This is a genomic window from Tianweitania sediminis (genome assembly GCF_017813335.1).
In the GTDB taxonomy this organism is placed as follows: Bacteria; Pseudomonadota; Alphaproteobacteria; order Rhizobiales; family Rhizobiaceae; genus Tianweitania; species Tianweitania sediminis.
The window spans coordinates 719,630-738,574 of the sequence record NZ_JAGIYY010000001.1 but is presented as its reverse complement, the minus strand read 5'-3'; the positions used below and the strand labels follow the sequence as shown (position 1 = coordinate 738,574).

At 59.9% G+C, this 18,945-nt stretch carries 18 protein-coding genes; 4 read left to right on the top strand and 14 right to left on the bottom strand.

Features of this window, described 5'->3' with window-relative positions:
- Positions 1 to 74: 74 nt before the first annotated feature.
- The 12 genes from J5Y06_RS03490 to J5Y06_RS03435 all read right to left on the bottom strand — a co-directional run bounded on the left by J5Y06_RS03490 (position 75) and on the right by J5Y06_RS03435 (position 12,349).
- Entirely contained in the window at positions 75 to 1,577 is a 1,503-nt protein-coding gene (locus J5Y06_RS03490) for a tripartite tricarboxylate transporter permease (protein WP_385930904.1), read from the bottom strand.
- On the bottom strand, positions 1,574 to 2,047 hold the full coding sequence (locus J5Y06_RS03485) for a tripartite tricarboxylate transporter TctB family protein (RefSeq protein WP_209333702.1): 474 nt from the start codon (positions 2,045 to 2,047) through the stop codon (positions 1,574 to 1,576). The genes J5Y06_RS03490 and J5Y06_RS03485 overlap by 4 nt, the downstream gene beginning before the upstream one ends.
- 4 nt (positions 2,048 to 2,051) lie before the next feature.
- Positions 2,052 to 3,011: a tripartite tricarboxylate transporter substrate binding protein gene (locus J5Y06_RS03480; RefSeq protein WP_209333701.1), complete on the bottom strand. Its 960-nt coding sequence runs from the start codon at positions 3,009 to 3,011 to the stop codon at positions 2,052 to 2,054.
- 98 nt (positions 3,012 to 3,109) lie between these two features.
- Complete coding sequence (locus tag J5Y06_RS03475) at positions 3,110 to 4,087, bottom strand: NAD(P)H-quinone oxidoreductase (protein WP_245247540.1); 978 nt, start codon at positions 4,085 to 4,087, stop codon at positions 3,110 to 3,112.
- A gap of 22 nt (positions 4,088 to 4,109) precedes the next feature.
- Positions 4,110 to 4,877, bottom strand: coding sequence for an SDR family oxidoreductase (locus tag J5Y06_RS03470; RefSeq protein WP_209333699.1), 768 nt, complete (start codon positions 4,875 to 4,877; stop codon positions 4,110 to 4,112).
- The gene (locus tag J5Y06_RS03465) at positions 4,874 to 5,923 is read right to left on the bottom strand and encodes a zinc-dependent alcohol dehydrogenase (protein WP_209333698.1); all 1,050 of its coding nucleotides are present in this window, start codon (positions 5,921 to 5,923) and stop codon (positions 4,874 to 4,876) included. The genes J5Y06_RS03470 and J5Y06_RS03465 overlap by 4 nt, the downstream gene beginning before the upstream one ends.
- A gap of 64 nt (positions 5,924 to 5,987) precedes the next feature.
- Positions 5,988 to 7,265, bottom strand: coding sequence for an ABC transporter substrate-binding protein (locus tag J5Y06_RS03460; RefSeq protein WP_209333697.1), 1,278 nt, complete (start codon positions 7,263 to 7,265; stop codon positions 5,988 to 5,990).
- Between the two features lie 4 nt (positions 7,266 to 7,269).
- Positions 7,270 to 7,989, bottom strand: coding sequence for an ABC transporter ATP-binding protein (locus tag J5Y06_RS03455; RefSeq protein ID WP_209333696.1), 720 nt, complete (start codon positions 7,987 to 7,989; stop codon positions 7,270 to 7,272).
- Positions 7,982 to 8,722 carry an ABC transporter ATP-binding protein gene (locus tag J5Y06_RS03450; protein ID WP_342453358.1) on the bottom strand — a complete coding sequence of 247 codons (741 nt, stop codon included), beginning with the start codon at positions 8,720 to 8,722 and terminating at the stop codon, positions 7,982 to 7,984. The genes J5Y06_RS03455 and J5Y06_RS03450 overlap by 8 nt, the downstream gene beginning before the upstream one ends.
- A complete protein-coding gene (locus J5Y06_RS03445; RefSeq protein WP_209333695.1) occupies positions 8,719 to 9,738 on the bottom strand; it encodes a branched-chain amino acid ABC transporter permease in 1,020 nt (339 codons plus the stop codon). Before J5Y06_RS03445 ends, J5Y06_RS03450 begins: the two co-directional genes overlap by 4 nt.
- Positions 9,735 to 10,619 carry a branched-chain amino acid ABC transporter permease gene (locus tag J5Y06_RS03440; RefSeq protein ID WP_209333694.1) on the bottom strand — a complete coding sequence of 295 codons (885 nt, stop codon included), beginning with the start codon at positions 10,617 to 10,619 and terminating at the stop codon, positions 9,735 to 9,737. The genes J5Y06_RS03445 and J5Y06_RS03440 overlap by 4 nt, the downstream gene beginning before the upstream one ends.
- 17 nt (positions 10,620 to 10,636) lie before the next feature.
- Positions 10,637 to 12,349: an acetolactate synthase catalytic subunit gene (locus tag J5Y06_RS03435; protein WP_209333693.1), complete on the bottom strand. Its 1,713-nt coding sequence runs from the start codon at positions 12,347 to 12,349 to the stop codon at positions 10,637 to 10,639.
- Between the two features lie 138 nt (positions 12,350 to 12,487).
- On the opposite strand from J5Y06_RS03435, the gene J5Y06_RS03430 reads away from it, so the two are divergent.
- Genes J5Y06_RS03430 through J5Y06_RS03415 form a run of 4 tightly spaced genes read left to right on the top strand, consistent with a single transcriptional unit; the run spans position 12,488 to position 17,002 of the window.
- A complete protein-coding gene (locus J5Y06_RS03430; RefSeq protein ID WP_209333692.1) occupies positions 12,488 to 13,231 on the top strand; it encodes a GntR family transcriptional regulator in 744 nt (247 codons plus the stop codon).
- 16 nt (positions 13,232 to 13,247) lie between these two features.
- Positions 13,248 to 14,957 carry a thiamine pyrophosphate-binding protein gene (locus J5Y06_RS03425; protein ID WP_209333691.1) on the top strand — a complete coding sequence of 570 codons (1,710 nt, stop codon included), beginning with the start codon at positions 13,248 to 13,250 and terminating at the stop codon, positions 14,955 to 14,957.
- A 29-nt stretch (positions 14,958 to 14,986) separates the two neighbouring features.
- Positions 14,987 to 15,919, top strand: a complete 933-nt coding sequence (locus J5Y06_RS03420; RefSeq protein ID WP_209333690.1) for an SMP-30/gluconolactonase/LRE family protein — start codon at positions 14,987 to 14,989, stop codon at positions 15,917 to 15,919.
- Between the two features lie 6 nt (positions 15,920 to 15,925).
- Positions 15,926 to 17,002: an SDR family oxidoreductase gene (locus tag J5Y06_RS03415; protein WP_209333689.1), complete on the top strand. Its 1,077-nt coding sequence runs from the start codon at positions 15,926 to 15,928 to the stop codon at positions 17,000 to 17,002.
- A 945-nt stretch (positions 17,003 to 17,947) separates the two neighbouring features.
- Here the strand turns inward: J5Y06_RS03415 and J5Y06_RS03410 are convergent.
- Both J5Y06_RS03410 and J5Y06_RS03405 read right to left on the bottom strand, forming a co-directional pair.
- Complete coding sequence (locus J5Y06_RS03410; protein WP_209333688.1) at positions 17,948 to 18,364, bottom strand: host attachment family protein; 417 nt, start codon at positions 18,362 to 18,364, stop codon at positions 17,948 to 17,950.
- Positions 18,365 to 18,474: 110 nt separating this feature from the next.
- Entirely contained in the window at positions 18,475 to 18,888 is a 414-nt protein-coding gene (locus J5Y06_RS03405) for an ion channel (protein ID WP_209333687.1), read from the bottom strand.
- Between the last annotated feature and the right edge of the window lie 57 nt (positions 18,889 to 18,945).

The window sequence follows — 18,945 nt, the reverse complement described above, 5'->3', positions numbered from 1 at the left end:
GCTACAAGCGATTGATACGCGCTATCTGCACCAGTGAAAGCTTCAGCCGGCTGGCTGCACTCGCCATTCAACCGTCAGTCCTCATGCGAATAGCTCCGGCCCAGGCCGGCAAGACCGCTCACCAAGAGAACAACACCGAGTGTGACGAGAGTTAGCGCGATTGGGCTGTTCCAAAGGCCGCCGATCAGATCACCGTCCTCGATGAGCAGGAGTTGGCGAAGGGATCGTTCAAAGGTAGGCCCCAGAACAAAGGCGAGGATCAGCGGGGCAAGGTCATAGTTGGCGCGTCGAAAGGCGTAACCGACGAAACCGAAGGCGATGGTTAGCGCAATGTCGAAGGGCGCCAGGTTCGACGAATAGACGCCGATGACGCAGACCATCAGAATCATGGTCGCAAGATAAGCGCGCGGCACATCCAGCGCTCTCACAAACAAGCCAATCAGCGGCACGTTCAACAGAACAAGGATGACGTTCCCGACATACATGGAAGCAATCACGCCCCAGAAGACCTCAGGATGCTGTTCCATGATGAGCGGCCCGGGAACGACGCCGTGGATCAGAAAGGCGCCAAGGAGAAGAGCCGTCACGGCATTGGACGGGATCCCCAAGGTCAGCATCGGCACAAAGGCGCCGGCGGTGCCGGAATTGTTTGCGGCTTCAGGGCCTGCGAGTCCCTCCACGGCACCACGGCCAAACTCCTCCGGGTGCTTGGAAAGCTTGCGCTCGATTGCGTAAGAAAGAAAGGACGCGAGAACCGCTCCACCACCAGGCAAAAGGCCGACAAGAAAACCGAGCACCGAGCCACGGGCAATGGGCATGACGCTACGCCGGCTTTCTTCCCGGTTCGGAAGAAAGGCGAAAAGGCGGTTCGGCGGGGTGAGAACCGCGCCGCTGTCAGGCCTGTTGCGCGCGAGCATGAGCAATTCGGAAATACCGAAAAGACCGATCGCCAGTGTGGCGATATCGATGCCATCGATCAGGTCCGTCAGTCCAAATGTCAGCCGCGGGGTACTTGAAATCGGATCCAGCCCGATTGTGCCGAGGGTCAGGCCGATCGCGGCCATCAGGAGGGCCTTCAAGACGCCAGACTGTGCGAAGAACATGATGAGGCAAAGGCCGGCGAACATCATGGCCGCGTATTCGGCCGGTCCAAAGGACAGCACGACCTCCGCTAAAAGCGGTGCGATCAAGGTGATGCCGAGGATGCCAAAGGTGCCTGCCACGAAGGAGCCGATCGCTGCGATGCCCAGGGCCGCGCCGGCTCGTCCCTTGCGCGCCATCTCGTAACCGTCCAGGCAAGTCACCACAGACGAGGCTTCACCTGGGATCCGCATCAGCACGGACGTGATCGTGCCACCATAGGCTACGCCGTAGTAGATGCCCGAAAGCAGGATGATCGCCCCCGTCACGTCCATCTTAAGAGAGATCGGCAAGAGCAGGGCGATCGTGGCCGTGGGACCGAGACCTGGAAGCACTCCTACGATGGTGCCGAGGAAAGCACCAAGGAGACAGAAAGCCAGATTCTCGAAGGTCAAGAGGACCGCGAAGCCTTGAAGCAGACCATCCAACATGTTCAAAGCAGCCCGTTCGACTGGAGAACGTCCTCGAGCGGTCCATCGGGGAACTGAACGTTCAGCAGTGTTCCAAAGAGCAGCACGATTACTGCCAGCAGCGCGACAGCATAGCCGAGAGAAACGAACCAGGATCTGTCTTCTGCAAAGCGCAGAATGGCGCAAACACAGACAAGACCTGGCAGCACAAAACCCAGCCAAGGCACGGAAACAGCTATGAACGCACAGGCGAGGCTGTAGACAACAAAGCTTCGAGGATACCGCTCGACTTCCTCTGTTTCGCTTTCCGGAACTGGGTCGGGACGGATCAAGAGGATCAACGCGACGATTGCCGTGACCATCAACGCGATTTTCGGCAAGAGGCCGGGACCAGGACCATCGATGGTCCACAGGTCCAGTGATCCGGCCACTGCCCATGCGCCCGCCACGGCAAGAAGCGTGGCGAGCGGGACCAGGCGTTTGCGCAAGGCAATCATTCGCCTAGTTCTTTTTGATGAGGCCAGCTTCGATCAAGTCCAGCTTTATGGCCTCCGTTCCCTTCTCCAGGAACGCTTTGTAGTCAGCCCCGCTCATGTAATCCGCAGACATGCCGAGCTTCTGGAATGCTGCGGCGACTTCAGGGCTCTTGGCGGCATCGGCGAAAGCCTTGCGTAGGACCTCGAGTCTCGCAGGATCGATCCCGGACGGGCCGGCGAGACCAACCCAAGAATCGATGGACACGTCATAGCCGAGGTCGATCAAGGTCGGCACGTCCGGCTTCTCCGTCCAGCGAACTGGACTTGCAGACGCAAGCACACGAAGCTTTCCGGCTTCGATCAGTGCCAACATTTCCGTTGGCGTTTGAACCACGGCATCGACATGACCGCCCAAAGCGGCCGTCACAGATTCCGCACCGGATGGGAAAGGTACGAACTGAAACTGGGCCCCAAGGCTCTTGCCAAGCTTCGACAGCGCCAGGTTGTTTGGCGGACCAGACGCGGAGAAGGTTACCCGGCGGGCCTTTGCTGCGGCGATAAGCTCCTCCATCGACGTGATGTCCGAGTTCGCAGCGACAGCGATCCCGTAGCGGAAACGACCGAAACCGCCGAGGTAGTCGAAGTCGTCGATCTTGTAGGAAACGTCCATCATGTGCGGGTTGATTGCGAGCGGTGCGAAGCTCGTGACGCCGATCGTGTAGCCGTCCGGCTTCTGAGCCGCTAAGTAGGTCGGACCTGCTGTTCCTTGTCCGCCGGGTCGATTCACCACTTGGATCGGGACGTTCAGGATCTTCGAAGCTTCGCTTGCAAGCGCGCGTACCGTCACATCAGTGACGCCGCCCGCGCCATAGTTGACAATCAGGGTAATCTCCCGATCCGGCCATTCTTGTGCTCCGGCAGGAACCGCGAAAGCAGCAGCGGCAACTATCGCGAACGCCGCGCCGACGAATGTACGTCTAAACATGATCTCACTCCCTTTGTTTGGCCCGCGGTTGCTGCCGGCCTCTTATGCGGGGTGAACGGATCCCCGAGGGAGACGATCACCCAAAACGCTGGCGCCTCTCACATCGCCAGTACGACCTTTCCGATATGCGTGTTTGACTCAACCAATTCGTGAGCCGCGATCACCTCGCTCATGGGCATGACACGGAAAATTTCGGGAGCAATCGTGCCTGCGTCGAACAGCGGCCATACGCGGTCGCGCAATTCGCATGCGATTTCCCCCTTCTCTTCGACAGAACGAGCGCGAAGGGTCGACCCGGTCACCGTTACTCGCTTGCGCATGAGAGTTGGTATGTCGAGCGTGACCTCGCGCCCCGCGAGAGACGCGATATGGACGATGCGCCCGCGGGTCGCGATTGCACGCATGTTCTCCGCAAAGAAGGGGCCCCCGCGCATGTCCAGGATAACATCGACGCCGCCCCCTCCGGTCAGCTCCAGGATACGGTCCGCGAATTTTTCCTGATGGTAGTCGATGGCTTCCGTGGCGCCGAGAGAACGACAGACTGCCGCCTTTTCCCCAGAACTGACGGTGGCATAAACCCTCGATCCAAGCGCATGTGCCAAGCGGATCGCGGTCGTGCCGATTCCTGATGCTCCGCCATGAACCAGGATGCTTTCACCCGGCTTCAGTGCGCCGGACTGGAAGACGTTGGTCCAAACGGTGAAGTAGGTTTCTGGAATCGCTGCCGCTGTAGTGAAGTCCATGCCATTTGGAACGCGCAGGACCTGGGGGGCCGGGGCCGCGACATACTCGGCGTAGCCACCACCTGCCACCAGGGCGCAGACTTTATCGCCAGGCTGCCATGCGTCCACGCCGTCGCCGACCTGCTCGACCTCACCGGCGACCTCCAAGCCCATGATCTCCGTCACACCTGCTGGCGGTGGGTAGTTTCCCAGCCTCTGGCTGATGTCAGGACGGTTGACCCCAGCGGCACGAACCTTGATGAGCACCTCGCCTGGGCCAGGCTGTGGTCGAGGACCTTCCGCCACATACATGTTGGTTGCCGGGCCAGGCGCCTTTAGCACTACGTGCTTCATTGTTGCTGTCATACTCTGGTCCTTAAGCCATGAAGTGGCCGCCGTTGAGGTCCAGGCAGACCCCAGTCACGAAACCCGCAGCGTCAGACGCAAGGTAAGAAACGGCGGCGCCAACATCATCCGGCGTGCCGATGCGTCCCACCGGTATCGTGCTCACGTAGCGGGCATTGACCTCGCTTCCCGCTTCGGACGCCATGGGCGTATCGATCCGCCCCGGAGCGATGCAGTTGGCGGTGATCCCGAAGGGTCCGACTTCTCCCGCCAAGGTGCGCGTGAAGCCAATGAGGCCGGCCTTGGAAGCGGCGTAATGGGAGCCTGCAACCATGGACTTCGTCCTGCCGGCCTGCGAGGCCATGTTGACGATCCGGCCCCATTTGTTGGCCTTCATGGAAGGGAGGCTGGCCTTAACGAGCAGAAAGCAGGCGGTGAGATTGATATCGATTACGCGCTGCCACTCACCGAGTTCGGTTTCATCAACGGCCGCCCGGATCCCTTCATGCTTGGGCGAGATACCGGCGTTGTTGACCAAGACATCAATCCGGCCCACGCGGTCGATCAGGTCACGCATGAAGGGTTCGAGGGCAGGCAGATCGCCAAGATCGATCCGGGCTGCTTCCACAGCCAGCCCGCTGGACCGCAGTGTTGCGGCTGTCTCGTCCACGCTTCCGAGAACGTCGGCAGCAATCACCCGCAGACCATCCCGCGCAAGGCGTTCCGCCAGCGCCGCCCCGATGCCGCGCGCGGCACCGGTGACAAAGGCAACGCGGCCCGGCTTTTCGACCTTGCTCATGATTGCGCTTCCCTTTCATCAGGAAGAATGAGGACCTTGGATGCGCTGCGCTCCCTGGCCAGGGCGAAGCCCTCGAGCGCGCGCGACAACGGCAAGCGGTGGGTGATCATGCCCCTGAACTCCTCGCCGCGATGCTCGAGCGTGTCGATCACGCGAGCCCAGTCTTCGCGCCGCGAGCCATGGCTTCCTCGGATCTGCAGCTTGCGTCTGACGATCTCAAGAAGGTTGATCGTGGTTGGTTCGGCGTGGATACCAGTCAGAACAAGGGTACCCTCGTTTCGCAGGAGACGCAGTCCGTCCGCGATGCTCGATGCGTGTCCTGTTGCTTCGAATACGGCGTCTGCGTTTCCGAAGCGCTGAAACAGTTCGTCGGCCGATCCTGCTTCCGCGAGATCGAACGTGTCTTCGAAGCCAAGCTTGTTGAGCACCGACAGTCTGGACCCATCGTCGAAGCCCGCAACTGCCACGCTGATTGCGCCCGACAACCGGGCAAACAGCGCAATGGCCTGTCCGATCGTACCAGGGCCGAGAACGACAACTTTCTGGCCCTGCCGGATCTCGCCTACGTTAACGGCGCGGGCGCCGACGCACAGCGGCTCGACAAGCGCTGCAAGTTCGAAGTCCACTGACTCCGGAAGCGGGAAAACGCCGCTTTCCCGCGCTACTGTATGGGTGGCAAAGGCGCCGTCTCGATAAAGACCAACAGTTCGCTTGTCCGAGCAGTTCTGGGGGCGTCCAGTTTTGCAGGCACGGCAGACACCACATGGCGCCGATGGCCAAGCCGTTACACGCTGTCCAACCGAGACGGAGCGTACGGCGGAGCCCACCGCCACAACACGTCCAGAAAACTCGTGTCCGAGGGTGACCGGCAACAGCGGGACCATGAACTCATAGCCCGCAGACCAGTCGTCGACGTGAAGATCCGATCCGCAAACACCGGCGGCAGCCACGGCGATCATGACTTCGTTCTCCGCCAATTTGTCCGGCTGCGAAGTGTTAAGCAGTTCGAGACCGGGCGCGGGTGCTGTTTTCCTCAGCGCGAGCATACCTGTTCCTGGCAAGTTGCGAGGTGATGACCGGGGGATCACCCCCGGTCAGATGTTCAAGCCGTCAAATGTCGCCGCGCTTGCCCCACGTCGGCAAAGGAATGGCCTTCACTTCTGCAATCGCGAACCGTTCAGGTGCCACAGTTTTGATGGTCTTGCCTTGCCACTGATCGTAGGTCGGGAAAGCGCGCGTGTTGTTCTGGGTCTCAGGGTCGAACTTCACGCCCCAGCCGACAATGGTGGAGCCAACAGGCTTGTCCAGGGCGAGCGCAGCGTCGCGGATCGCCTGTGTGTCCATGGAACCAGCTGCCGGAAGGATGTCCTTGAGCACCGTCCACATGGCGTTGAAGCCCATGCCGGTGTGCGCGGACGGCTTACGGCCATCGTAGCGTTTCTCGTGCTCCGTGTGAAAGCGTTCAAACAAAGCAGCGGTTTCAGGAACAAGGCCGTCCTTGTCGATGTACACCGAGGTGCCTGCGTTGAAGATGCCGTTGACGTCATCCCCAAGAGCTTCGGCGAACTCGTTGACGTTGTGCGCGCCGCCGTTGCCTATCATCGCCTTGACGGCAAGCCCTGCTTCGCGAGCTTGGCGCCAAAACAGGATGCCATCAGGCGTGTACTGGCAAACGATCAGCACATCGGGCTGCAACTGCTTGTACCGCTGCACCATCGAAGAGAGATCGGTGGTCTTGTAGCTGTAGGACGTGGCATCCACCACGTTCACGCCTGCTTCAGCTAGCACCGCACGAGCGCTTTCGCCCACTGCCGTGCCGTAGGAGCTGTCTTCGTAGAGAAGTGCAACCTTCAGCGCGCTGTTCTCGATGCCGAGTTGCGGTGCAACGGTCTCCAGCATGAACTTGGCCGCGCCGCCGCCCAGCTCCGAGGCTGGATAGATGAACCGAAACAGATGTTTGAAGCCGCGTGAGGTGATGTCGTTGGCAACGGCACCCTGTTCGAAGTAGATGACCTTATTCCGCTCGGCGACCTGACTAGCGGCAAAAGAGATCGAGGAGGCGTAAGAGCCCATGATCACCTTCACGCGTTCCGAAGTGATCAAGCGCGTCGCCTGAGACGTCGCCTCGGTAGAGGACGGGACGTCGACCACAACCAGTTCCGCCGGCTTTCCAAATACGCCGCCTTCTTCGTTCACCAGGTTCTTCGCAAGTTCGAACCCGCGCATCACATCGTTGCCGAGCGACGCGAGGGGGCCGGACAGCGGCAAAAGAACGCCAAGCTTGGCGACTTCATCCGCACTTGCCGTGCGAACAAAGGGCATGGAGATTGCGGATGCGCCTGCTGTGGCGGCGACCAGTTTTCCGAAAGTTCGTCTGTCGATGGTCATTGCATTACTCCTCCGTTGAACTCAGTCCAAGGTAGATGCGACGCACCTCCTCATTACCCTGCAACTCCGCGCCCGTCCCGGACAACGCGATCTGGCCCTGCTGGATGACGTAGGCTCGATCGGCGATCGACAGGGCCTGATTGACATTTTGTTCGACCAGCAGCAGCGTGACGCCAAGGTCACGGATGGTACGGATTGCGTCGTACACCCTCGAGATCATCACCGGAGCCAAACCGAGGGAGACCTCGTCGAGCATCAGGACTTCAGGCGTTGCTACCAACCCGCGCGCAATTGCGCACATCTGTTGTTGGCCCCCTGAAAGGGTACCGCCAAGCTGCTCAGCTCTTTCCTTCAAAATCGGAAAGAGTTCATAGACATATTCCAGGCGCTCCGTCAGATGGGGTCTGGCGCGCTTGGAATAGGCGCCAATCTCCAGGTTCCGGCGCACCGACATCCGTGGAAAAAGACGGCGCCCTTCAGGCACCATGATCAGGCCCTGTTCCACCATCTCATGGGTCGGCTTGCCAACCATTTCCTTGCCCTTGAAGCGGATGCTTCCCGAGGTCGGCTTCAGGATTCCTGACACTGCGCGGAGCAGCGTTGTTTTACCGGCACCGTTGGAGCCAACGATGGCAACGATCTCCCCCGGCTGCACTTTCAGATCGACACCGAATAGGACTTCTGCGTCTCCGTAGCCGGCATGAAGGTTGCTGACCTCAAGCATCGGCAGTTTCCTCTTGGCCGTTGGCGGCCGTGCCAAGGTAGGCCCGCACCACGTCCGGGTTGTTCATCACGTCCTTCGGCAAGCCATCGGCTATTTTGACGCCATGGTCGAGAACGACGATGCGGTCGCAGATCTTCATGACCGCATGCAGGTTATGCTCCACAAAAAGAACAGTCATGCCATCCGAGCGGAGCTGGGAGACCAGTTCCAGCATCCTGTTGACTTCGGTGAAGTTCAGCCCCGCCATTACCTCATCGAGCAGGATCATCTTGGGCTCGGTCGCGAGGGCGCGGGCGACTTCGAGCCGCTTGCGTTCGGCAGTGGTCAAGGTGTCAGTGGGTGCGCTCAAACGCCCCCCAAGGCCCACCCGTGCCCCAACCGCGCGCGCATATTTGTATGCGGAAGCCATGTCGCGGTGCCGGAGAAAGGCTCCTACCGCAATGGACTCCTCGACGGTCATGGAATGGAAGACCTGCGGGATTTGGAAGGTGCGCGCCAGGCCCAGGTGGCAGGTGGCATCGGGACTACGGCCTTCGATCCGGGTGCCGTCAAATGTCACCGTGCCGCTGGAGGGTGCAAACACCCCGGCGACAACGTTGAACAGCGTGGTTTTCCCGGCTCCATTGGGTCCAATCAGCCCGAGGATCTCACCTTGACTGACGGTCATGTCGACGTCGTTTACGGCAATCAAGCCGCCGAAGCGCATCGTGAGCGAAGACACCTGAAGCATCATGGCGCTGTCTCTGGAACTGGCTGAGGCTTCGGCTTGGAAGTGAACCGGTTACGCAGCGAGCGAACCCCGCCGATCAGCCCGTTCGGGAGCAGGATGACGATCACGATGAGCGCGATGCCGTAAATGACAAGATGCAAGCCAGGTGCGGATTGCCCGAAGGTTTCGAGCAGGATGTCCCGGAGCGGGAGCGCGATGGCCGTTCCGATGATCGGCCCGGCAATGGTTCCGATTCCGCCAAGCAGCGCCATCAGCGGCAGGTCCACAGAAATGGCCATGTTGAAGACGGATGTGGGCTCAATGTAAAGGACGTACTGAGCCAGCAGCGTTCCGCCAATCGACGTAAAAAAGGCGGAGATCAGCAGAGCAATCATCTTGTAGCGCCGCATGGCAATGCCCGAGGCGACCGCCGCTTCCTCGCTATCGCGGATCGCCCGCAGATATGCGCCGATATAGCTTCGTGAGATCACGAAGGCGGCAATTGTCACCAGAATCAGGAAGCCGCCAGTCAGCAAGGCATAGCTGGTGCGTTCCTCGAAGATCATGCGGGAGAGGCCGGGCTCATAGTTGATCGAAAGACCGTAGGGGACGTCGATGTACTTGCGGGACGCCATGAGCAGGATGCGCACCGTCTCGCCAAACGCCAATGTTGCCATGGCAAAGAAGACGCCGCGCATCCGAAATGCCGGGAAAGCGATGATCACGGCGAGGACCATCGAGATCAAACCGCCCGCTATCATACCAATCCACGGTGAGACGCCGGCGTAGTTGTAAAGAAGCGTCGACGTATAAGCGCCGACGCCGACAAAGGCGGTGTGGCCCAGCGAGAACTGCCCCGCCATTCCGCCAATGATGTTCCAAGCCGATGCCATGCCCGCGTAGAGAAACATGAGCACAAGGACGTTCACGTAGTAGTCGTTTGAAATCGCGAACGGCAACCCAAGGGTGCAAACAAGAAGCAGCAGCGCCCAAGCCAGGTCGGCACGCTTCCAGGTGAAATAGCCCGAGAGGCGGCTCATTTAAGCGTCTCCTTCTCAGCGCCCTTGATGCCCAGCAGCCCGTGCGGCCGGACGGCAAGAAGCAAGATCAACAGGACGAAGTGAGTTGCTTCCTTCAGGTCCGGCGTGAAGTAGCCAACGAGCGTCTCGATTATGCCGAGGGTGAGGCCTCCGACGATTGTGCCGGTTACGCTCCCAAGTCCGCCAAGCACGACAACCACGAAAGCAACCAACACGAAGAAGGAGCCAACGGATGGAAACGCATAGAAGGAGGGAATGAGAACGCCGCCTGCTACACCTGTGATGGCGATGCCAAGCCCGAAGGTCAGGAGAAAGATCTTCTGAGGCGAGATCCCCATCAGACGCGCTGACATGAGGTCCTGCGAAACCGCTTCGATGGCGCGTCCTGTGAAGGTGGTTTTCAGGAATACGATGATCGCGGTCAAAATGGCCACGGCGAAGCCGAAGGCGATGACACGGTCGGTTGGCAGGTTGATGTTGCCGACCATGAGCGAAGCATACCCCGGAGGCATGGTTTGAATGGTGCGGTAATCGGCCTGCCAGAACATCAGGGCGAGGTTCTGCAGCGCGATCGACAAGCCCAGCGTGACGAACACCTGAGTCAGTTCAGGCTTGTAGATGGTGAACCGCATTACCCCCGTGTAGAAGAGAGCTCCGAGGATGAAGAAGGCGACGGCGATCAACGGCGCGCCATAGTAGGGGTTGATGCCGGTCAGCGTCATCAGCCAGAAGCCGGCGTACATGCCGAGCATCAGAAACTCGCCATGGGCGAAATTGATGATCTTCGCCACGCCGAAGATGAGGTTCAAACCCAGAGCTGCAAGGGCATAAACGCCGCCGAGCAGAATTCCGGATAGAACGAGCTGGATCAAGATCTCCACGCGAGCGCTCCCGGCCTTCAGAGTTTGTTTTCGAAGACCGAGATAGGCGGGTATGCATCCGCCGAAGTGATAACATCCAGCACGGTTGCGGTTTCGGAAGAAAGCGCTTCGCGAAGCGCCTGAGCGAATTCTTCGCGGGTCTCGATCCGAACTCCCTTGCAGCCGGTAGCCTGCGCGATGGCCGCATGGTCCACCGGCGCGAAATCGATCGCTACGGTGTGCGCACCAAACTTCACGAGTTCCGCGTGCTTCTGGAAACCGAGAATACCGTTGTTCAGCACGATCACCGTGACAGGCAGCCCCATGCGTCGAGCGGTTTCCAACTCCTGCCATGTATGCGCGAAGCCACCGTCGCCCACTACTGCGACAACCCGGCGGTTCATGGCAGCAACTTTGGCGCCCAGCGCGAGCGGTAGCCCCCAGCCCAGCCCGGCGATCCCGCGTGGAGTCAAGAACCGCTGCCCCGCCCTCTTTGCCGTCAGGAAGTTCAGAACCCAAAGCGAGGAGTAGCTGGCATCCGCGGCGACGATGTCATCAGGCTGCAGAACAAGATCCAACTCGGCCATCAGCGCCTCGGGCCGTAGCGGCTGCGACGAGGAAGCCGTGACGCTGCTCGCCTCTTGGCGACCCTTCTCACGGCGGGCGGCAATGTCCCGCACGACTGAGGCCCGGCGGCTGCGTCGAGACTCTAAACCTGTTTCTTCCAATGCCCGGATCAGCGCCTGCAAACCAAGCTTGGCATCGCCGACGAGCCGTTCGGCTTCATAATTGCGCCCGACCTCCATTCCGTCGATGTCGAGATGGATGAAGGTCGCGCCCCTTGGGTAGAGCTTCCAGCTGTCCGTGCCGTTCTGGTTCGTTCGCGTGCCGATCAGCAGCACGACATCGGCTTCTTCCAGAAAGCCTTTCAAGTGCCGCGCGGGTGAGTTTGATCCCAGAGCATTGGCGAGCACACCGAGCGAAAGTTCGTGCGTCTCGTCGATGGAGCCTTTGCCCATGTTCGTTGTGCCAACAGGCAAGCAGGCCAATTCCTGAAGTCTGCCGATTTCATCGGTTGCACCGGACAGATGAACACCACCGCCGGCAATGACGACGGGCCGCTCGGCAGCAGCCAGAAGCCGAGCCGCCTCCTGAATACGCTCAGCATCGGGGCAAACGCGATCCAAGGGGAAGTAACCCATCTCGCTGCTGCGCGGTTCTGCAAGACGCTGCAGATCGTTGAGGAGATCGGCTGGGCAGAGCAGCACCGCTGGGCCAGGACGGCCTGTGGTCGCTGCAGTGACGGCCATATCGACATAGTCCTCGACCCGCGACGGGACATCGATCCGCCGCACCCACTTTGCGCAGGAGGAGAACAGGGCAAAGTGGTCGAACTCCTGGAAGGCGTTCTTGTCCGTATGATCGCGATTGACCTCCTGAACAATTGCCAGGAGGGGCACTGAAGCTTTCAGGGCCTCGGCCATGGGCGCAACGAGGAGCGTGGCCGCGGGACCATTCTGCGCGGTCACGACTCCGATCTTTCGGGAAATCCGCGCGTATCCGTCGGCCATCACACCGCCCGAGTTCTCGGTGCGGTAGTTGACCTGCAGCATTCCGAAGTCCGGCGCAGCAAGATGAAGCGCGCTTGGCAGACTTTGGCCAAAAAGAACTTCAACGCCGTGCCGCTTCAGCGAGACGGCGAGGGTCACGGCGACTGGTTCCTGGCCGGCGATCTGAGGCGTCTGGTCCATCTTGAATTCCTCCCTGTCTTCTGAAAATCACAGCCAAGGAGATATTTCAATACGAAATTTGATATTTCAAATACGAACTGGACACGAGCAGAACTTTGCGCGATTCCTGTCGCGTCGAAGCTGAGAGCGGAGCCTTGGATGGCGAGTGCAAGAGGTGCCGCCTGGAGCGCGTCAAAGACGGACTTTGATCCAGGCGCAGAAGAATTTGGTGACGGTCTGCGCAATCTCGCGCGAGTGAACCTTGTCAGCGAGGCCTATAAGGAACTACGTCGCGGTTTGATGACAGGCCGCTTTCCACCCGGCGCCAAACTTAACATCCGGGATCTCGCTGCGGCGTTGAACATCAGTCCGACGCCCGCGCGCGAGGCGCTTGTGCAACTGGCGGCCGAAGGAGCTCTGACGCAGATCGCCGGGCGCTCGTTCAGAGTGGCCGAGCTCACAGCCGAAGACTACGTCGAGTTGCGTGACCTCCGCCTCAACCTTGAGGGGGTCAGCGCTGCAGAGGCCGCCAAAAAGATCGACAGGGACGCGATCCTCCATCTGGAACAGGTGCATGAACAACTCGTCCGATCCAAGGCGGAATTGGATTTTAAGTCGGCACTGATCTGGAACCAGGAGTTTCATCTGCGTGTCTGTGCGGAAGCGCGTTTGCCGAGACTGCTGAGGATCGTCGAAGGGCTATGGCTGCAAATGGGGCCTCTTCTGAACGCCCTGTACGCACGCCGCGAGATGCCGAAAAGCGGGGCAGACGAAGCAAAGCACAGCCATGTGCTCATGCTGAAAGCATTTCGGGCACGCGACCCCGAAGCAGCCCGAGCAGCCATGCAAGCCGACATTGCGGGCAGCTCTGACGAGATCATCGCCAACCTCCGCAAGCTCTGAACGGACAGCCACGCCCATGTCGTATTCGCCGCAGTACCCGGATCCCGTGCCTTCTCCCGATGCCATCGTAGATGTGCTTGTGGCGGCGGGCGTTCGCTACGTTTTCGGATTGTCCGGCGGCCACACGGGAAAGATCTTCGGTGCTTTGGAAAAGCGGCAGGACGCCATTCAAACGGTGCTCGTGCGGGAGGAGAGCCTCGGCGCGATCATGGCAGAGACCGTCGGCCGCATGACTGGAGTGCCCGGTGTCCTGCTTGGCCAAGGACCCTGGATCCTCGGAAACGGGATGGTCGGAACCATCGAGGCGCGCCTTTCTTCTTCACCACTCCTTCTGATGACGGATTTCACCGATACACCGCCCTTCTCGCTGCATGCTCCTTATCAATCGGGCACCGGCGAATATGGCGGCTGGGACGCTCGGGCCGCGTTCCGTGGCGTCGCAAAGGAAGTCTTTTCTGCCGATGAGCCCAACCCTGCCGTTATCGCAACTCAACTGGCGCTGAAGCATGCATTAACCGGTCAGCCCGGGCCGGTTGCGGTTATCTACGGAGCGCGCGCGCTTTCAGGAATGGCCGGCGGCGACGCTTTGCCGCGTATCTACCCAGCCCCGCCCTTTGTCGCGCGCGCGGAGCCAGCAGTGCCTCCCATGGACAAGGCGCTCCAGGCCTTAACAAAGGCAAAGCGGCCGTTGGTCATTGCCGGTAACGGGGTGCGACTTGGAGGTGCCGAACAGGCGCTGGAGGCCTTCGCCAATGCGTGGGGCGCTGTTGTTGTCACATCGCCGGCCGGAAAGGGTGTCTTCAACGAGGCGTCACCCTTGTCCGCAGGCACAATCGGCGCCTACGGGAATCCAACAGCACACCGCGCCCTTGGGCAAGCCGATCTTGTTCTAGCGGTGGGAACAAAGCTGTCGGCTTCAGACACGGTTGGCGCTGATCCTGCACTCGTGGACCCGTCAAGGCAGGTTATCGTGCAGATCGACATCGAACCCCGCAACCTGTCTTGGACGCTGCCCGTCGATCACACTCTCGCCGGAGATGCAGGCACAATCTTGCAGCAACTCGCACTGGCCGTCCCCGACGAGCGAGAAAGCGGCAACTGGTTTTCCACGACGGCTCCTCGCGCCGTGGCATACCCGAAGTCAACGCAACCGGGTGCCATGCACGCGCCGGAGATCATTTCGGCGCTTCAAGCGCATCTGCCGCCCGATACGATCTTCACCTGCGACGCGGGGGAAAACCGCATCTTCATGATGCACTACTTCCAAGCCCGCGGAACAGGTCGTTTCTCCCAGCCAGCGGGTGCGGGGCCGATGGGATATGCCATCCCTTCCGCCGTGGCGCAGAAGCTCCTCAACCCGCAAACCACCGTTGTTGCGTTTGCCGGCGACGGCGGCTTCTCGATGACCATGAACGGCTTGATGACGGCTATTGAAGCGCAGGCGCCGATCATCGCGGTGGTGATGAACAATCATGCACTCGGGTGGTCTCAACATTCCCGCGGTCCCTTCGCCACGAGCTTCGAAGAATTCGACTACGCAGCGATTGCGCGCGGGATGGGATGCGGCGGCCGCAAGGTGACAGGGGCAGTGGGACTTGTTGAAGCCTTGGCCGAAGCCCAAGAAGCGGTGGCGGCAACGGGGCGCCCCTTCGTCATCGATGTTGAAACGTCGATGGATTTCTCGTTCGCGAGCCTGTCCTTCGCGAACACACGCCATCTGGAATAGCCGCAACTCAGCAGGCAAGGGAGGAAGACATGGGAGAGGTTCTTTTCAAGACGATGGCTGAGGGGCTGCGTTTTCCCGAGGGACCTGTCGTGATGAAGGACGGCTCGGTGATCCTGGTGGAGGTTGCCCGCCGCGCTGTCACGCGGTGCCATCCAGACGGCCGTACTGAGGTAGTCGCTCAACTTGACGGCGGACCGAATGGCGCCGCGGTCGGACCGGACGGCGCTCTCTACATCTGCAACAACGGCGGCTTTAACTGGCATGAAACGGACGAGACTGGTCTGCGCCCGCATGGTCAGGCGACCGATTATTCGGGAGGGCGCATCGAGCGCCTCGACCTCAAAACAGGCGAATTGAAGGTCCTTTATACAGCGTCCGACAAAGCCCCGTTGAAGGGCCCGAACGACCTCGTGTTTGATGCCCATGGCGGCTTCTATTTCACCGATCATGGAAAGATTCGGCCGCGGGATATGGACCGCGGGACCGTCTGCTACGCAAAGGCCGATGGCTCCTTCATCCGCGAGGTTGTTTATCCCATCATGAGCCCCAACGGGGTGGGTCTATCGCCCGATGGCGCCACACTTTATGTGGCGGAGACATTCACCTGCCGGCTTTGGGCGTTTACGATCGCCAGCCCTGGCCAGTTGGAACTACTTCCGTGGCCGCAGTCGCCTAACGGCGGGCGGTTTGTCGCTGGACTGGGTGGCTACCAGGGATTCGACTCGCTCGCCGTCGATGCAGCCGGAAACATCTGCGTGGCCACGATCTACAGCGGCGCGATAACCGTTGTTTCGCCAGATGGCAGCAAAATCGAGGCGATCAAGACGCCCGATCCTTTCGCAACAAACATCTGTTTCGGCGGATCAGACATGCGCACCGCTTATGTGACGATGTCATCCACGGGCAAGCTGATGACGGCGGACTGGCCTACCGCCGGTTTGCGGCTCGAACACGAGGCTTGAGGCACCATGGCTCCGAAGACTGTTCTGATCGTCGGTGCGCTGGGTGTGGTGGGGCGCGCTGCACTTGAACGGTTTTCGGGTGACCGCGACGTGCGAACAATCGGACTTTCTCGACGCAAGCCGGACTTCGAGACAAGCGCTGATTGGATGGCCGCCGACCTGCAAGTTCCTGAGGCCCTTCGCCAGAGCTTCGCAGACGCAGGCAAGATCACCCACGTGGTCTACGCTGCACTCCATGAAGAGGCCGGGCTCGTTAAAGGATGGAACGCAACGACCCAGATCAACGCAAATGTCGTGATGCTGAACAACCTACTCGACGCACTCGAGGCGAGCGGCCAGGAAGTCAGCCACATCACGCTGCTCCAGGGCACAAAGGCCTACGGCATTCATCACGGGACCTATAAGATCCCTGCCAAGGAGAGCGACCCGCGCTTCATCGCGTCGAACTTCTATTACGATCAAGAAGATCTTTTGCGTGAACGCAGTCACTCCATGGGATATGCTTTCACGATCCTGAGGCCACAGATCGTTTGTGGCTTCGCGCTTGGAAACCCCATGAATGCGGTGACGGCGCTGGGTGTTTATGCCGCGATTTGTCGAGAGATGAACCAGCCGCTCCGGTTTCCGGGCGGCCCAGCCTGCTTCCAGGAAGCGACCGATGCGGACCTGCTCGCACGGGCAATCGACTGGGCGGGACGGGAAGCCCGCGCGGCCGGCGAAACCTACAACATCACGAACGGCGACTGCTTCTCCTGGGCGAATATCTGGCCGCTGACGGCACGCCACTTCGGCGTAGAGCCCGGCGTGGCACATTCGTTTTCGCTGGCAACGGTTATGGCCGACAAGGGTCCCGTTTGGGATCGCATTGTCGCCAAGTACGGGCTGAAGCCTTACCGCTATGAGGAAATCGTGGCGAACTGGCAATTCATGGACTTCACTTTCCGCCATGGCACAACCATCCCGCAGCATTCGATCATGTCGACGATCAAAGCGCGAAAGCACGGCTTCCATGACTGCGAAGACACCGAAGAGATGTTTGACGGACTGTTCCGGCAGTTGAAGGAAGCAAGGGTTCTTCCCTAGAGGTAGTGAAGCCGCCAATGGCACCGGGAATCACGTTGTCAGGTAAGTGTCCTGTGGGCGCTGTTGTTGCACTCGTCGGCACCGTGTGGGTTCTAGCTGACGGCAGGAGGTCGGCTCATTTCGCCAGCCATGTCCGCGCCCTGGGAATTCCGGCAGTACGGATTTGCAACAGAACTTGGCGGCATGGCACCGCTGTCGCAGCCAGAGGTGCTGTGGAGCGCAGATGGCGGCAATGCTCCCCCCCTGTGAGATCGCGTGATCTTGGCAGGCTCAGGTGACAATCAAAGGCAGGGATGCCGGGTCGAGCCGCAAGGAACATGTCGCGACCCCCATCGAGGTACACACGTCCTCAGCTGACGTGGCGCTCTCCCGCGGGGCGGGTTCAATCCTCGAGCTGCTTGCAACGGCGGGTTTGTGAGAAAGCCGTCTGCGACTTTAAATGGCTGAATGGGTCGCAAGCTGAGCAGGTAAACTTTGCCCCATCACACAGATCAGAACGGCAGCGGTCTCGGCAGGTGGCTCCCTCCTTCAGAAGAAGGTGTTCAGCAAACTGCGTTTACATCCCACTAGATGTATTCCCCCATTACTCCGCCAAACGCCGTTTGCAGCTGAATCGAACGTTCGGGACTTTTTTGGCGACGGAGACAGTCGGCGCCCCCATGCGCCGCGACGCCCTTTCTCCTTGCATTGTAGCACCCTGAACTAACGTTCAGCCTCATCATTTTGCGTGATACCTGAGGTCAACTGCGTGCAATGAAGATGATCCTGTCAGGATCTGCGTGCCGAGCTCAAGGTGGCCATTGCTCAGGACTGCATTCTCCGCCCACCCGGTGCCAAACAGCACTCTAAGTGTGGGCCAGCCGCGTCGTGCGGCATAGGCGACTTGCGGCCGTTCATGCCGCCGCCCAAACGCGAGAAGGCGCAGCCGGTGACGTAGCCGTCGAGCTAGCCGGCAGCGTCGCGCACTGCCGCAGCCAACTCATTGGCGCTGTGGTTTGTCAGTTCTTTGTTCAACGTCAGAATGACGCTTTCTGAAACGGTCTTGTGCATAGTGTCCCGAAGCTGGCCGAGAGTCTGTGGATCAGCCGCGAGCACCATATGCTGGAATTTGTGCTCCTGCTTCATCGAGTAAAGTGCGTTCGCCAATTGTTTGGCAAAGGTGGCTTCATCCGTCTGGCGAGGCGTTTGATCGACGGGACGAGAGCCGGACGGACCTTCGTCGTCTAGGTTTTTTGGAGTCACGCGACGCTCCTCCGTCAAGGTCAGCGCGTCTTTGACGCCGTGGCTCCGGAGCAGAATGGCTTGGTGACCATCAGCCACAACAACGAGGGTCTTCTCAGGAATAGATACGGTCTCGGACATTGTAGAGCTCCTTTGGCATGCCCGCAGAGGACATTTGGAGGCCAACGGGAGGGTCAACAGAATGTTCCCCTCAGCCGCACCGCTCGAAAACCATCTTCTTGCGAAAGGGGCTACTCCTTCCAGGCTCGTTCCGAGACCGAGTAGAGAAATGTCGCCGACCAGGTTAGCACCATGAAGCCGCCGAGCGACTGCATCATGTTGATCAAGCGTATCGCGCCGCTGGTTTCTATCTGTGTGTACCCAAGTGTGGCAAAATTCACGCCGGAGAAGTAGATCAACCCGCTCCAGCTCCTGTCGTAGCTGGCGAGATCTCCAACAGCGCCCCAGATCAGCAAGACCTTGTAAGCTACTGCGAAACCCAGGATCTCGATCGTGTGGAGCGCCAGCAGCGCGATGAATGTGACGATAATTGCGGCCCGTGGCCGATGATCCGAGCTGGGCTTAATCGCACGAACAGCAAGCAGTCCGTAATGGTGGATTAGTCCCAAAAGCGAGACGAGCACGAAGCCAATAAAAAGCGCCATCCCTCGACTCCTTCGGCTAGCAGGCTCGCCAAGCACGTGGAGGAGCGGTGCGCTACG

Excerpts from the sequence above, each read along its gene's own strand:
- J5Y06_RS03420 (WP_209333690.1), top strand. The coding sequence starts at position 14,987 with ATGGGAGAGGTTCTTTTCAAGACGATGGCTGAGGGGCTGCGTTTTCCC.
- J5Y06_RS03415 (WP_209333689.1), top strand. The coding sequence starts at position 15,926 with ATGGCTCCGAAGACTGTTCTGATCGTCGGTGCGCTGGGTGTGGTGGGG.
- J5Y06_RS03445 (WP_209333695.1), bottom strand. The coding sequence starts at position 9,738 with ATGAGCCGCCTCTCGGGCTATTTCACCTGGAAGCGTGCCGACCTGGCT.
- J5Y06_RS03435 (WP_209333693.1), bottom strand. The coding sequence starts at position 12,349 with ATGGACCAGACGCCTCAGATCGCCGGCCAGGAACCAGTCGCCGTGACC.
- J5Y06_RS03475 (WP_245247540.1), bottom strand. The coding sequence starts at position 4,087 with ATGAAGCACGTAGTGCTAAAGGCGCCTGGCCCGGCAACCAACATGTAT.
- J5Y06_RS03425 (WP_209333691.1), top strand. The coding sequence starts at position 13,248 with ATGTCGTATTCGCCGCAGTACCCGGATCCCGTGCCTTCTCCCGATGCC.
- J5Y06_RS03485 (WP_209333702.1), bottom strand. The coding sequence starts at position 2,047 with ATGATTGCCTTGCGCAAACGCCTGGTCCCGCTCGCCACGCTTCTTGCC.
- J5Y06_RS03465 (WP_209333698.1), bottom strand. The coding sequence starts at position 5,923 with ATGCTCGCGCTGAGGAAAACAGCACCCGCGCCCGGTCTCGAACTGCTT.
- J5Y06_RS03480 (WP_209333701.1), bottom strand. The coding sequence starts at position 3,011 with ATGTTTAGACGTACATTCGTCGGCGCGGCGTTCGCGATAGTTGCCGCT.
- J5Y06_RS03470 (WP_209333699.1), bottom strand. The coding sequence starts at position 4,877 with ATGAGCAAGGTCGAAAAGCCGGGCCGCGTTGCCTTTGTCACCGGTGCC.
- J5Y06_RS03430 (WP_209333692.1), top strand. The coding sequence starts at position 12,488 with ATGGCGAGTGCAAGAGGTGCCGCCTGGAGCGCGTCAAAGACGGACTTT.
- J5Y06_RS03460 (WP_209333697.1), bottom strand. The coding sequence starts at position 7,265 with ATGACCATCGACAGACGAACTTTCGGAAAACTGGTCGCCGCCACAGCA.
- J5Y06_RS03405 (WP_209333687.1), bottom strand. The coding sequence starts at position 18,888 with ATGGCGCTTTTTATTGGCTTCGTGCTCGTCTCGCTTTTGGGACTAATC.
- J5Y06_RS03450 (WP_342453358.1), bottom strand. The coding sequence starts at position 8,722 with ATGATGCTTCAGGTGTCTTCGCTCACGATGCGCTTCGGCGGCTTGATT.
- J5Y06_RS03410 (WP_209333688.1), bottom strand. The coding sequence starts at position 18,364 with ATGTCCGAGACCGTATCTATTCCTGAGAAGACCCTCGTTGTTGTGGCT.
- J5Y06_RS03455 (WP_209333696.1), bottom strand. The coding sequence starts at position 7,989 with ATGCTTGAGGTCAGCAACCTTCATGCCGGCTACGGAGACGCAGAAGTC.